Source organism: Sphingobacterium sp. DR205 (assembly GCF_011064245.1).
Taxonomy (GTDB): domain Bacteria; phylum Bacteroidota; class Bacteroidia; order Sphingobacteriales; family Sphingobacteriaceae; genus Sphingobacterium; species Sphingobacterium athyrii.
Genome location: NZ_CP049333.1, coordinates 5,076,301 through 5,090,823 on the forward strand (window position 1 = coordinate 5,076,301; position 14,523 = coordinate 5,090,823).

Annotated in this window: 8 protein-coding genes; 1 reads left to right on the forward strand and 7 read right to left on the reverse strand. The window is 43.4% G+C overall.

Annotated features, from left to right (window positions below):
• Window positions 1-96: 96 nt before the first annotated feature.
• From G6053_RS21910 to G6053_RS21940, 7 genes are all read right to left on the reverse strand, one after another.
• The gene (locus G6053_RS21910; protein ID WP_165308481.1) at window positions 97-1,938 is read right to left on the reverse strand and encodes an alpha-L-fucosidase; all 1,842 of its coding nucleotides are present in this window, start codon (window positions 1,936-1,938) and stop codon (window positions 97-99) included.
• 53 nt (window positions 1,939-1,991) lie between these two features.
• A complete protein-coding gene (locus G6053_RS21915; RefSeq protein ID WP_241254803.1) occupies window positions 1,992-2,957 on the reverse strand; it encodes an SGNH/GDSL hydrolase family protein in 966 nt (321 codons plus the stop codon).
• Window positions 2,958-2,986: 29 nt separating this feature from the next.
• Entirely contained in the window at window positions 2,987-5,629 is a 2,643-nt protein-coding gene (locus G6053_RS21920; protein ID WP_108635669.1) for an alpha-L-fucosidase, read from the reverse strand.
• 72 nt (window positions 5,630-5,701) lie between these two features.
• On the reverse strand, window positions 5,702-7,468 hold the full coding sequence (locus tag G6053_RS21925; protein WP_241254804.1) for a RagB/SusD family nutrient uptake outer membrane protein: 1,767 nt from the start codon (window positions 7,466-7,468) through the stop codon (window positions 5,702-5,704).
• Window positions 7,469-7,482: 14 nt separating this feature from the next.
• Window positions 7,483-11,019 carry a TonB-dependent receptor gene (locus tag G6053_RS21930; protein WP_165308482.1) on the reverse strand — a complete coding sequence of 1,179 codons (3,537 nt, stop codon included), beginning with the start codon at window positions 11,017-11,019 and terminating at the stop codon, window positions 7,483-7,485.
• Window positions 11,020-11,271: 252 nt separating this feature from the next.
• Entirely contained in the window at window positions 11,272-12,543 is a 1,272-nt protein-coding gene (locus G6053_RS21935; RefSeq protein WP_165308483.1) for a FecR family protein, read from the reverse strand.
• Between the two features lie 67 nt (window positions 12,544-12,610).
• Window positions 12,611-13,210, reverse strand: a complete 600-nt coding sequence (locus tag G6053_RS21940) for an RNA polymerase sigma-70 factor (RefSeq protein WP_108635666.1) — start codon at window positions 13,208-13,210, stop codon at window positions 12,611-12,613.
• A 155-nt stretch (window positions 13,211-13,365) separates the two neighbouring features.
• On the opposite strand from G6053_RS21940, the gene G6053_RS21945 reads away from it, so the two are divergent.
• Window positions 13,366-14,514 (forward strand): alginate lyase family protein, encoded by a 1,149-nt coding sequence (locus G6053_RS21945; protein ID WP_165308484.1) that lies wholly within the window; start codon window positions 13,366-13,368, stop codon window positions 14,512-14,514.
• The last annotated feature ends 9 nt before the right edge of the window (window positions 14,515-14,523 follow it).

Genomic DNA, 14,523 nt, shown 5'->3' on the forward strand with positions numbered 1-14,523 from the left:
ATTTATTTTCTGTTCGTCTTTACCGGCACTTTTTAGGCCTTTGACGGCAAAATGGTTTAGCTATAAATGATTTATTCAGGTTTTCCTAAAGATAGTTTATTCTTGAATGGGAACCAAGGTAATCGACGCAATCTCCGGCAGAGTGTCACCTTCTATGGCCGTAGCTTGCAAAATCACCTTTGTACTGGGCTCGCCAATCACTTGCTGAGACACTTCTATGGTCCCCATACTCACTTCCTTAAATTTAGTTTCTTGTTCAGCTATAAATTCCCATGGCAGTTGCTGGCCGAGCATCGAGAGCATAATTTTTCCTCGATGCTTGTTGTTGGGCAGATAATTAATGAGCACCTTATACTTACCGGGTTTTTGAATTTTGATATCCCAAAATACCCTGTCCTGAAGATCTTTCCATTGGCCGATAGCGTTTGGACGATTGGGATCATGGGTATGTGCGCCAATTATTTTCAACCCCTTCCCTTCCTGTAGTTTTGCATTATTTGCGTTCATTACAATACGCCCATCTGCCTGTGTCTGGGTCAGACTCTCCTCAATAATTGGTTTTCCCTGTATTTCAACAACAATAACTTTCGGGCCTTTACCTTTATCAAAGGTATCGACAGGAATTACAGGTTTTCCATTCTCCGAAGCAGGTTTTACTTTCGTTTTGGGCGAAGCCAAAGTATAAACAGCTGTCACCTTGTTTTTGATAGGCAGATCTATTTTTCCACTGGCAGGGCGGTCAAAGACATGCAGGTATAATTTACCGTTCTTTTGAGTGCAATAGCCCCAATCCAGGGCCTGAAAAGGACTGGCCGTGGTTCCGTATATCGCTTCACTATTGATCTTCATCCAATCACCGATCTGTTCCATAATCCGCACCGCAGGTTCGGGAATTGCTCCATCTCCATCCGGACCGACATTCAACAGAAAATTGCCGCCTTTACTCACCGTTTCTACAAATAATTGCATGATCTTGGGAAAGCTTTTCCAGTTTTGATCGTGAGCACTGTAACCATAACTTTCATTCATGGTATGGCTCACCTCCCAATACATGCCAGGTAGACCTGTCGGTGGAATATATTTCTCCGGAGTTCCGATATCACCGTTCTTATTTTCAAGTCCATTCCAAAATCGATTATTGATAATAATGTTGGGCTGCCATTTGATCAGATCTGTCAAAATATGTTTTGTACCCCAGGCTTCGCCCTCACGCTGTTTGCTACTGAAATCGGGCCATAACATATCTAAACGCCCATAATGTTGGGCAAGCTCTTTAATTTGACCATAGAGATAGGCTTTATACCGCTCATGATCAGGCTGATGGTTATCCGTATTCGGATTTAACTGAAATGCCTCATAAGAATCGGGATGCTGCCAATCCAACAGCGAATAATAGGCTCCCACTTTCATTCCCTCCTGGCGGAAAGCTTCCATAATTTCGCGGTAAAGATCTCTTCCCTTTGGCGATAAATTTGCCGTACCCGTTACATCATTTTTCAGGGCATAAGGCTGTTGGCTATTGAATAGACTAAAACCTTCGTGGTGTCGGGAGGTCAGCACCATATACTTCATTCCCGTTTTTTTTGCAAGACGCGCCCAGGACTTCGGATCAAAAGAACGTAATGTGAATTTTGGTTTCAGCACTTCAGCATACTGCTTGCTAGGAATTTTACCCCAAGTCTGAATCCATTCGGCATAATGTTGTGGGTATTGCTTTCCTTCAAAAGAACCTCCTGCGGCACTGTATAAGCCCCAATGGATAAATAGTCCAAAACGGGCTTCCTTAAACCATTCCATGCGCTTATCTTGAGTCTCTTGCCAACCAGCCACACCTTCATAAGGTGGCGACTTGGTCTGTGAAATTGCGCCCTCAGTCATGCACAGCAACATTCCCACCGCTACTGCACACTTCCACTTAAAAAAATTGATTTTCATCATGATATAGATTTATACATAAAAGTTCATTCATTCGGATGACAAACCATCGCCGATTAGAAACCCAAAGTTTTAATTTCCGTCTGGATAGCAGCATATGCTTTGCTTGCATCTTCCATTGGAATTCCCTTGGATAGTCCAGGTCGTTTATGACCTGCAAAAGTCAACCATGCGTCTTTCATAATTGTCTGCCTTTTTAAAACGAGCGCATATAATTGCAAAAGTTTTGGCTTATTGTGCAAATTGTCGTCCCATGTGCTTTCAAGCGGAAAGTCAGGTATCAGGTGCTGCACAATTTCCTTTGCCATCAGCCAATGGCCCAGTTCTCCAGGGTGTACCCCATCTGCTGCCAGCTTAAATTGAGCATCTTTCTCGATCTTGGCTTCCAAATAACGACGCATGGGAAAATGGAGGTCGATAATTTCCCAGGACTGCTTTCTGGCATAGCCGATAAGCCATTCGGCGTAGCGATCCAATACTTTATTATAGCCATTGAGTCGAAGCTGCGGATCATCATGTACAGGAGGAGTCATCCATATTATGCGTTTGACGCCCTGATCAACCAAGCGTTTGTGCAGGCGGATAATTCCATCTTTATAAGCTTCAAAACGGGCGGAATCAAAAGGAAGATAAATGCCGTCATTCATGCCATAACAGACGAAAACAACCTCAGGCTTGATTTTATCAAGCACGCTGGCCAAACGATCAAATAGACAAGGTCGTGGAAATTTTCCATCGGCATGATTCGGTTCACTGAGTCCAGAAACAGTCTCACTTGGTAGCCCCGAATTAATAAATTGAGGTTGCCCTTTCGGGTGACTGCTCAGAAGCAGACTTTCGGTCATAGCGACGTATTGCCCGGCGTAAGTAATGCTATTGCCCAAAAAGAGCACTTTTTGCCCCGCGTCCCAAGCAAAATTATTTCCTTTTTTCTGCCCAATAGCTTGCGTATACCATAAACTTAAGCAAAAAAGCAGCAACAAAACGCGCATTTTTTTTGTATTCATTACTAGTTGTAACATCGTTATAATTGATAGAGCCAATATTCGAATTAGCTTAATTTTATTTTGAGCGCGTAGCCCAAACTGTTATTTTGCATCTTCCTAGGTAATTTCAACTGCAGTCCTTGGTCATCCTGCCAAAAATGGACCTGACCAAACCCTAAGATTTCCACTGATTTCACTTTAGCTTTATTTTGGTTCAGAGACTTTACGTTGACGACCCCATCCTTGGGTACTACGAGAGCCATGGCATAGACAAAATCTTTCTTTTGTGTAAACCAAAAATCCGAGGCAGTAAATGCTGCTTTGAATCCCTCTCTTTCCCGTTGTTCGGTGTCTGTTATCCGAATTATTGTTGGTCCCTCGTGTGCGATGGTCCAAGGCGATGTCCCATAAACCGCTTCAGCATTGAGTCGTAACCATCTCCCTAAGATAGCAAGATTTTTTTTTACAGGTGCGGCTAAATTTCCTTCTGCGTCGGGACCAATATTGAGCATATAATTACCTCCTTTGCTGACTATTTCCAAGAGCCAATACCGTAATTCATCCACATCTTTCCAATCATGATCATAAGATTTATAGCCCCAGGAATGGTTGAATGTACCGATGGCTTCCCAAGGTCTGGTAAAATGCTCCGAAGGATCGGGAATCCGATTATCGCCCGGAATGGCATAATCGCCCATCCCATTACCAATCCGTTCGGAGACGATGATATTCGGATTGAGGTCATACACTGTTTTGTAAAAGCGAAAGCTCTGTTCGGCAGTCATCAAGCCGGGCATGTCGAACCAGATATATTTTAATTTTTTGAAACGTTGTAAGATTTCCTGTACCTGCGGAATTGCTTTTTCATTCAAGTAGGAAGCAAAGGAATTGGCACTGGGGTCCCAAAGATTTGCCCCAAAGGCATCAGTTTTTTTGTTTAGCATATCATGCTGTGCTTTGGTAGTGGCATACTGTGCGTCACTACCGTCTTTCCAATCAATATTATGGGAGTAATAGACACCAAAATCGAGTTGATGACGAATGCAAGCATCGTAAAGTTCCTGAATGACATCCCGTTTATAGGGTGTCGCCTGTAACACGTTAAATGAGCTTACCGCTGAGCCATATAAGGCAAATCCATCGTGATGCTTGCTAGTCACAACAAGATACTTCATTCCGGCATCCTTGGCCATTTTAACGATTTTATCGGCATCGAAAGATTGCGGCGCAAATTGATCCGCCAATTTGGCATAGGTGGACCGTGGAATTTTTGCAACCAATTGAATCCATTCGGCAACACTTGGACTACCCAAATCTTCTATCTTCTTTCCATTCCATATACCCGCCGGAATGGCGTACAGCCCCCAATGAATAAAGAGTCCAAATTTTTGTTGCTGAAAATCCTTGAGTGCCGGTGCCTTCTGCCTGTTCATCTCCTGCCATTCCTTCATCAATTGCGCAAGCCGATGTCTTCGCTTGTTCCAACGCATCAACGCTTCTAAATAATAATAGTCTGCATATACCAAGGGTACATCGATCTCCCCTTTATGCGGAATACTGCCCACACTATGCTTCAAGACAAACAAGCCATTTGCTCCAACCTCACTGGAGTACTGTGGCGAACCCAATGATCGCAAGATCATTTCGGCCACATCCAAATATTCCTGCTGTTGTCCAGTTTCCATATAGTCAACCAGTTCCAGCAATGCCGAAGCAGTGACTGCGGCGGCAGAAGCATCACGCGGTACGGACTTAAAATCAGCGTTACGATAATCCCAATTTGGAAAGAATCCGGGCTGGTTGACATCAAAATCCCATAGCGGCACCTTATCTTGGGGTAGACGCGGATGCTTTATATAAAAATCCGCCATTTTTTGTGCGACTTCAAGATACTTTGGGTCTTTCGTTTCACGGTACATCAGCACAAAGCCATACAATCCCCAAGCTTGTCCTCGCGCCCAGGCGGAATTGTCCGAAAAACCTTGTGCGGTCTCCTTGCTTAATACAGCACCGGTGTTGGGGTCATAGGCAACAACATGATAAGAGCTATAATCTGGACGATATTGGTTTTTTAGTGTTGTCTCCGCATGCCGAATGGCAGCATTACGGTAAATGGGATCACCGGATAACTTGGAAGCCAGAAAAAGCAGCTCCAGGTTCATCATATTGTCAATAATAACCGGAAACTCATATTTATGTTTACCGTCCCAAGAAGGAAATACATCCCATGATTTAATAGCACCTACCTTGGGATTAAAACGTGTCAGCAGCGATTTAGCACTCTGGATTAAAATCGCTTTGAACGTTGTATCTCCAGTAAGCCGATAGGCATTGCCATAACTGCTATTCATGACAAAACCAATATCGTGGTGATTGGTATTGAATTGATTTTGGTGTAATGAATTCGTCCATTTTAATGCTGCGTCCCGCCATTTATCGTCACCGGTATAGTCAAAAACATACCAGAGACAGCCCGCCCAAAAACCGCCGGTCCAATCCCGGATATCCGTAAAAGTTGTTTTTCCGTTGCGATCTGCCGAGCGTGGATACTTACTCATGTCCTTATGATCTTGATACAGTAAAGCATATTGTCGTTCGGCTAAATCGAATCCTTTTTTTGCAATATCACTTGTATCTGCATGCAGAAGAAAAGGATAAAAAAAGGTCAAAAAATAAATAACGTATAGGCTATATTTAAAAACAATCATGTTTAGGTTTATTTTATATGGAACCGGGGATAGCTCCAAATAGCCTCACTCCCCGGTTTTATTTTACAAAAACTAGTCGATCCAACCCGGATTTTGCACCAAGTTCACGTTCATCTGTATTTCGGAGGTAGGGATAGGCCATACGGTCAAGAAATCGCCCTTATAGCTGTAATTCCCAACATTTGTTCCCCAGATCTGTTTACGTCCATTGCCAGTTTGAAACACCTTCTCTTTCCAAGTTCCCCAGCGCAGTTCGTCGAAGTAATTGATTCCTTCATTCGGGAACTCCACACGACGTTCATTGCGAATACGCAGGCGTAAGTCATCCTTTCCCCCAACAGCCGTTGCAGCATTTGAATTTAAAAGCGCGACACCAGCTCGCTGCCGTACTTCGTTGACTTTTGCAATAGCCTCATTCAATTTCCCGTCTTCATTCAATGCTTCAGCCCACATCAGCAATACGTCGGCATAGCGGAAAATCGGAAAATCAATGGGACCATAATTACGGTCCACAATCTCATTGACTCCTTCCGCAACAAATTTTCGGTAGAAATAAAAGAAATTGATCTGTGTATCACTCTGAATATCGCCATCTACCTGTGCCTGTCCACGAAATGGCCAGCGCATAAATTGAAGACTTTCTACATTGGTAAAATTATAGGCGCCCCTAAAAGTCGAATAAGGCGTCACGACATTGGCCTGCAAACGAGGGTCACGGTTTTCATAGGCTTTTTTGATACGCTCTTCATTACCTTGCGGCAGATATAGGCTCATCTTTGCTCCTCTCAATGCCGCGGCCGCTTTCTCAGCCTCCGTCAGGTTGTTGCGTAGAAAAAAGACTTCTCTTTCATTTTCAGTTAAACTGCTATATCCGGGAATGATTTTATCCCATTCAAATTTAGAACCGTCATTATTTTCATAGAGATCGACCAAATGTGGTGAAGGCATGTAATAATTCCAGCCCCGCGAATAGACTGACGGCCAACCGCAAAACAATTGCATATTATTTCCATAGCCTGACTCACTCCGATGCTGAATGGAAAAAATCATCTCAGGACATTGCTCATTGGCTTCCTTAAACAAAGCTTTATAATCAGCGAAGAGTGTGTGGCCAGCATCTTTTACTTTTTGAAAATCAGCTGCAGCCTTTGCCCAATCTTTTCGATAGAGATACACTTTACCCCGTAAGGCATAAGCCGCCGCCTTTGTTGCATGTCCATAATTCCCATTGCCCGCGGGATAACGATCCGGAAAATTAGTTTCCGCAATACAATCGTTCAAGTCAGCCAATATTTGATTCCAGACCTCATCTTCCGAACTACGCCCTTTGATGGCCTCGACCGCCGTAAAAGGCTCAAGGTAAATAGGTACTCCTTTGTAAAGTTGATTGAGTCGAAAGTAAAAGTAAGCGCGTAGAAATTTAGCTTCGGCTATATATTTCGCTTTCTTTTCTGCTGTTGAAGGCGACTTTATGGGAATATTTTTCAAAGCGTCGTTTGCCCGCTGAATACCTTCGTATTGGATCTTCCAAACATTCATAAATAAGGGATCGCCCGCAGTGATGGTCCCTGTCAATAAGGGTTCATCAAAACGTGCCTGCCCAGTGTAGGAGAAACGGTCAAACTGATAGAGCTCATAAGGCGAAATCAATCCGCTATGCCCCATTAAGAGTCGAAAGGAACTATAGATTCCCGCAACGCCCAAATCTGTTAAATTATCGGTTGTCCACATCGTTTCAGTGGAGACCGATGAATACGGAGAGGTATCCAAAAGATCTTTTTTACACCCCACTATACTTGTTAGCAATACAATCGCCAGAAATTTTTTCATCTTTTTCATTGTTCTCATTCGGATTAAAAAGTTAGATTCAAACCCAGTGAATATTGGCGCATCGTTGGGTAGTTTACAACAGAAGAGTTGATCAACGATGGGTCGTTACTTGCTGGTCCAATTTCCGGATCCAGTCCCGGGAACTTCGTCCATGTCAGCAAGTTTTCGCCAGCTAAATAAATCCGGAGTTTAGCGATCGATAAACGGCTCGCTAAGCTTTCAGGAAGGGTGTAGCCCAACTGAAGATTTCTCAGCTTCACAAAAGAAGCGTTATACAAGTAATAATCGCTGGTACGTCCATTCTGTGCGTCAGTCACGCCTTTTAAGCGTGGATAATAACCATCGATCCGATTGTTGGGATCTGAGGGATTTGCAGGATTATAATAATAATGGTCGTTAGCGACCAATGCCGGTACCGATTTACCCTGCGCCACGATGGATGAATTGAGATAAAGTTCATTCCAATAATACGACATGCCTGAAGAAGCGGACCAGATCATAGACGCATCAAATCCTTTATAGGCCATGTTGATAGTAAGACCATAATTGAATGACGGTGTTGCCCTTTTGCCCATAAACTTTTGGTCATACACATTTCCATAAATACCGTCCCCGTTCATATCCGAATAAATCAAATCACCATACCAGATCTTGGTAGGGTCTATGCCATCTGCAGGCTGAAACAAATAGCCTGCTGCGACCATGGCCTTTAACCAGGCCATATCCTGCTCGGTGCGGATCATACCGTCGCGCGGTCCACCATTTTTATCAACAGCACCATCCGTTAGAAAATGGTTTCCTGATCCACGGTACACATTGTACAAGTAGAATTCATTGATTTCGTGCCCTTCCAGAATCCGCTGGTTTACCCCGTTAGAAACCATGCCGATATTTGACTGATAAACCCGATTACCTGCGGCATCAGTGACATAGCCCTCCGACAATGCCCCTTTATATTTTTCTACCCGATTGGTATTATAGGCGAAGTTGGCTGATATTCCATATTTAAAATCGCTGATTTTATCTTGGTATCCTAAGGTCAATTCAATCCCCCGTTTGCTGACTTCGGCAATATTCATCGTTGCTGCTGTAGCGGTCCCTGTTGTCGCAGGAATAGTCGGGACATATAAAATTCCATCCGTGTAAGCGCGGTAGGCATCAAACTCGACTGTCAATTTATTTTTCAATGCTGTCGCTGTAAAGCCAACATTTGTCGTGGTGGTCGTTTCCCAGTGCAGCAGGTCATTTCCCAACTTAGTCTGCGCCAAACCACGGACAGCCTGATTATTGAATGAGTAATTTACAGTACCATATGACGGAAGATGATCGTAATTACCCGGAGATGCATTATTTCCGGTTTTCCCCCAGGAGGTTCTTAGCCGCAAATCATTCAGAAAGGATTTGAGCGGACTCATAAAAGATTCCTCCGAAATACGCCATCCCGCGGAGAAGGCCGGGAAGAAGCCCCAACGTTTGGCGGTGCCAAATCGCGATGACCCATCGTACCGTACCACCGCTTCGGCAAGGTATTTATTATCGTATGCATAATTGGCACGGCCAAAAAAGGACCGCAAACCGTAATCAAGCTCATCGCCTGTAATGGAACTCATTGTTGTCGCCGAATTAAATGTCGTCAAGTCGGGATGCACAAGTCCCAGTTTGGCCGCACCAATATTATATTGGTTAAAATACTGTTCATTGTAACCCAAAATCCCCCCCACATCGTGTTTACCAAATGATCCTGAATAACGCAATACATTATCGATGATCACGTTGTAGCTCTTAGTCACGCCATATTGCGTTGTTATTTGTCCTGACGATAGCGCCGCTGTACTCAATTTGTTGGTTGCAAAATTCCATTTTTCATAAGGAACCTGATGGGAATTGGTTTCGGTGTACGTATGGTTATAATTTACCTTTGATTCAAACTCCAGCCCTTTCATTAAATTTAATTTTGCAAATACCGTAGTATTGAATCGATTGACCTGGTTCTTCCCGCCCATCCCATTTAGAAAAGCCAAGGCATTATTTGCAGTGGCCGATTCTTCGGCAGCAGCCGGGAAACCATAGACACCATTGTAATAAGGGTACACTCCGGGCACAGTTTGGGTCAGATAGGAATATGCAGTAACCACATCGGCCACACTCAAATTCTGCATATCGCCAAACGTCTGGGTGCCTACAGTCAAAAACTTGGCGACTTTGGACTGTAAGTTTATACGCATACGTATCTTGTCCGCGCCAGTTTCGGGCATCGTCCCCGGATTGTTGAAATAGCCTACTGAAAAGAGGTATTGCGTATTCTCGTTGCCACCATTTAAGGAAAGATTGTGATTTTGTAAAAGTTTGCGTTGTCCAAAAAGCACATCGCCCCAATTGGTATTCGGATAAGCGACTTCATTGGGAATACCAAATTCGGTTAGCCCGTTTGGATTTTTCTTCGCTTCTTCCCAGAGATTGATCGTTGCATCCGTATAAACGGCCGCCTGCCCCAAATTCTTGAAGCCTTCATTGACAAGGCGCATATGCTGTGCATAGTCGGTGATAAATTCGGGCACATTATTGGGTCGAAGCATCGAAACCATGCCCGTATAGGAAACATTATTTTTCCCCTTGGCACCTTTTTTTGTCGTAATTAAAATAACGCCATTCGATCCCAACGATCCATAAATTGCTGCCGTCGCAGCGTCTTTTAAAATCGAAATCGACTCCACATCGTTGGGATTGACAGCATCCATGGAACCCACGATACCATCGATCACCACCAAGGGTGAGGTATTGTTTAATGTTCCCTTTCCACGAATAAGGATATTAGCACCGTCTGCCCCTGGTTTTCCTGTTGTGGTCTGTACATTCACGCCGGCCGCGAGTCCAGCCAAGGAAGAGGTAAGCGTGGACGTTGACCGGTTTTCTACTGAACTTCCGCTCACGGTTGATACAGCGCCAATCACATTTGCGCGTTTCTGGCTTCCGTATCCCACAACAACAACCTCGTCCAGACCGTTCACCTCCTCCTGAAGCACAATACTTAATTCGTCATTTCCAGTGACACTTTTTTCCAAACGCTGGTAGCCCACATTCGAAAATACCAAGATGCCATTCGTAGCAGGTAACTGAATGGTGAACCTTCCCTCTTGGTCCGTGATCGTGGAGATATTGGTACCTTTCACCATAATAGTGGCTCCTACAACAGCCTGTCCCTTGCCATTCACGACTTTACCGCCAATGCTCCGCTGTAGAACTTCTTTTCGGTCGGTATTTAGCAGCTTTCTTTTGGGTTTTATCACGATTACCTCGTCTTTTTTGACCCACTCCAGATTCAGAGGCGTTACAATGGCGTTTAGCGCATCTTCCAATTTGGCATGTTGTATATTGACAGACAAACGAGTCTGGGCCAAGGACTTGCCATTTAAGAAAAAATTAAACCCGCTTTGTTTTTGGATATCTCGCATTACCTGATTTAAGGTCACATGCTTAGCGGTTAAGTTTATGGTCTGCGCATTTCCCTCAGCAAACAGTTGCATGGTGGTCAGCAAGGAAATGAGTACGATCAATTTCATAATCAGTATACTTCGTAAAGTTAAACTCCACGGGTGTAGCCTAACAAATGGATAAAAAATCATATGTTTGTACGGTTTGTATTTATTTATAAATGGTTATCAAAAATTTGCCCTCGGGCAATACTTGTAAGTATATGCATCCAATTCAAGGCAGTGCCCCCCAGCACTGCCCTTTTTGTCTTGCCTATACCCTTCTCCAGCTTAGGTGGAATCCATGATCATTTCTTTTTTCATCAGTATTTAGGATTATTATTACAATGGTGTCACCAATAAGATATTTTTTTCCTGTTTTTTGCTCAGCTCAAAATGCAGCCCACCTTCTTCCAATACTTCGAGTACTTCCCGGAGTGGCTTGCTTCGTTTTATACGACCATAGAAATGCGTCTGCGGCACTTCGGCTTTGTATCTCACTTCTACATTATACCAGCGACCAATCTGCTGCAATGCTTCCGACAGTGGTGTTTCATCAAAATAAAACAGGCCATCTTTCCAAGCAGTGAAGGGTGCTGTATCCAAATTTGCAACTTGTATATTTCCGCTATTGGTATTGGTCGATTGTTGTCCCGGCTTCAAGTATATAGGCAGCGTGGCATGATTTTCCTTTGATAATTTAACCTTCCCTGTGATTAAGGTCGTCTTGATCGTCGTATTTTCGGGATATGCATTTACATTAAACGCGGTTCCAAGCACCTCAATTTCCTGTCCTTTACTCAGCACTTTGAAAGGTCGTGAACTATCTTTGGTCACCTCAAAAAAAGCCTCGCCCAGCAGGATAACTTTTCGTTCATTTTTGGCAAAGCTCATCGGATATTTTAAAGATGAGGCCGCATTGAGCCACACTTTTGTACCATCAGGTAAAGTAATCTGGTACATCCCGCCCAACGGAGTGGTTAACTCCAACATAACCTTGCTCGGATCTACTGTCATCCTCTCTTTACCTAATGTGGCGGAAGCAATAGATTTCCCATTTTCGTAGGTAATACTTTCGCCCATAACAATCCCGGATGCTTGCTTATCAAGCTCCAGAAGTGTACCGTCCGCCAAACGAAGTGTCGCACGGTTTCCGCCAGGCTGTACGATATCCTTCATTGTATCCTGTATCCCAGCCAGGTTGCCATCCATCTGAACAGGGCTCGTCTGCTGCCGCCAAAATACCATTGAAAAAACAAAGAGCAGCAGACAAGCCGCAGCAGTCCAGTATTGCCATCGAATAGAAAATATGGTTTTCTTTTGCATCGGAACGATACTTTCTACACCCATATCGGATATCTCATCGCTATCTTCGGCCCTCCGCTGAATTTGCTCTTTGATGTTTTCAAGCATTATTTTCTGCCTGGATTCGCTCATTTTCTCTACAGAGGAAGGCTGCAGTAAATTAGCGACTATGGCTTGGTCGATGGCATCCTGACCATGGATATCAGCAGTAGAAAGCGCATGCTGTAGCCATTCGATCTCCTCAAGCGAACAGTTCCCTTCCTTATATTTTTGAAGTAATTGGTCTATTTTAGATTTATTGGTCTCCACTGAGCTGTATTTTTAAAGTAAATACACACAGCATGGAATAAAGGTCTGCTCTAGAAAAATTTTTTTTTTAATGTGCAGAATGGAGAAGCAGAATCAGTAACAAGGCCGAGAAACCATTGTCCTGCAGTGCACCGCTTCGGATAAACTTATTTGCCTTGACAATATGGTCACGAACAGTAGCAATAGAAATACCCATTTCTTCCGCAATCTCCTGATAGCTTTTACCTTCTAGCTTAGACAGCCTGAATATCTTTTGGCGTTGTTTGGGCAATCTGCTCAACAAGTCTTCAACCAGGGCCATGGCCTCCTTTGATTCCAGCACTTTATCAATGGTATTCTCGGATTCCGATGCCCCGTAGGCGAGCTGGATCTCAGATTCCATCTCCAATTTCAGTCGTCGTTTGAAATTAAAAGTAATATTACGCGAACAGGTAAACAGAAATGCTGCGAAAGATTGCTCAGGATCTATTTTTGATCTATTTTCCCAAATACGTAGAAAAACATCCTGAAGTAAATCTTCGGCGCTAGTTTCATCTTTTAGAAACTTAAGAATATTGGCGTAAATAATTTGGCTATAACGATGGTACAAAATATCAAAGGCCTGCATATCTCCATGATGGAGTTGGCACAAGAGTTCCTTCTCAGGCAGATTTTGATCGATGTCCATAATTGATTATTCTAGGTATGAAGTTAATTACTTCGCTGCAATATTTCAAATCAAATTTCTGAATCCCTACAAACTTGTGGTATTTTTTCTTAATTTGCAGGAGCTAATCCCCCCATAGCTGCATAATCAATCAATTAATATATCCATTTAAAACCATGCAAAATTTCATATACTTATTTTTCGGCCTCCAGGTCCGAACCACCCAATTTCTAAAATTAGGATTAACCTTGTTGCTAGCCGGCCTATTTATCAGACCCACACATGGTCATGCCCAATCCCTAATGCACCCAATTACCCAGATCCATGATGTCAAATCCCAAATCAGCAAAAAATCCGAACCGGTATATACTGCATACAAGCAGTTGATTATACTGGCCGACTCTCTTTTATTGGCCGACCATCATGCTGTCGAGGATTTTAGTGTGCCTGGCTTCTACAGCGATAAAGAAGGCCAACGTGCCATGGCAAAAAAACTCCATGCGGATGCTTTTGCGGCCTATTGTACTGCCTTAGCCTATACCTTAAACGGTGAGGAGAAATATGCATCCAAAGCCCTATATTTCATCAACTCCTGGGCCACAATCAATAAAAAATATTCTGATTTTGACGGCCCCGTTGTACTTTCTTATGCTGGTGCCGGATTAATGATCGCAGCTGAATTACTTAAAAACGATCCTCTTTGGACGAAGAACGACCGTGATCATTTTAAGACCTGGACTATGAACGTCTATCAAAAAGCAACACATTTCCTACGTGAAAGACCCAATAATATTGCTGATTGGGCAAGATTTGCTAATCTACTTTCAGCAAATTTTCTTGATGACCAAAAAGAGCTTTCTTTTACAATAGCCTTAATCAAGACTGATCTTTTTGAAAAGATCGCAGCAGATGGTCACCTTATCGAAGAAGTAAAACGGGGTGAGAAAGGTTTATGGTATACGTACTTTTCCTTGGCTCCATTGACAGCCGCCATGTGGTGCATACACAACGCGACGGGAGAAAACCTTTTTGCAGCAACGAAGGATGGAAAATCAATCAAGCGGGCCATAGATTATTTATATTATTACAATCAACATCCGACAGCATGGCCTTGGTTTAAGAATCCTGATGTTGATATTCAGGACAGGACAGTGGGAGTCTGGCCTTCCAATCTGTTCGAAGCCATGAAGGATATTTATCATACGCCTGAATTTGATTCGTACCTCTCCATTTATCGTCCCGTGGTCTACAAAAAAAATCATTTTGCGTGGACCTTCCCAACACTAATGCCGGCACACTTGCGTCCAGACAGTACGACCAAGTAGCGCAGGATT

Bases quoted from the DNA above. Each gene is read 5' to 3' on its own strand.
- G6053_RS21910 (WP_165308481.1), bottom strand. From the start codon at position 1,938: ATGATGAAAATCAATTTTTTTAAGTGGAAGTGTGCAGTAGCGGTGGGA.
- G6053_RS21915 (WP_241254803.1), bottom strand. From the start codon at position 2,957: ATGTTACAACTAGTAATGAATACAAAAAAAATGCGCGTTTTGTTGCTG.
- G6053_RS21920 (WP_108635669.1), bottom strand. From the start codon at position 5,629: ATGATTGTTTTTAAATATAGCCTATACGTTATTTATTTTTTGACCTTT.
- G6053_RS21925 (WP_241254804.1), bottom strand. From the start codon at position 7,468: ATGAAAAAGATGAAAAAATTTCTGGCGATTGTATTGCTAACAAGTATA.
- G6053_RS21930 (WP_165308482.1), bottom strand. From the start codon at position 11,019: ATGAAATTGATCGTACTCATTTCCTTGCTGACCACCATGCAACTGTTT.
- G6053_RS21940 (WP_108635666.1), bottom strand. From the start codon at position 13,210: ATGGACATCGATCAAAATCTGCCTGAGAAGGAACTCTTGTGCCAACTC.
- G6053_RS21945 (WP_165308484.1), top strand. From the start codon at position 13,366: ATGCAAAATTTCATATACTTATTTTTCGGCCTCCAGGTCCGAACCACC.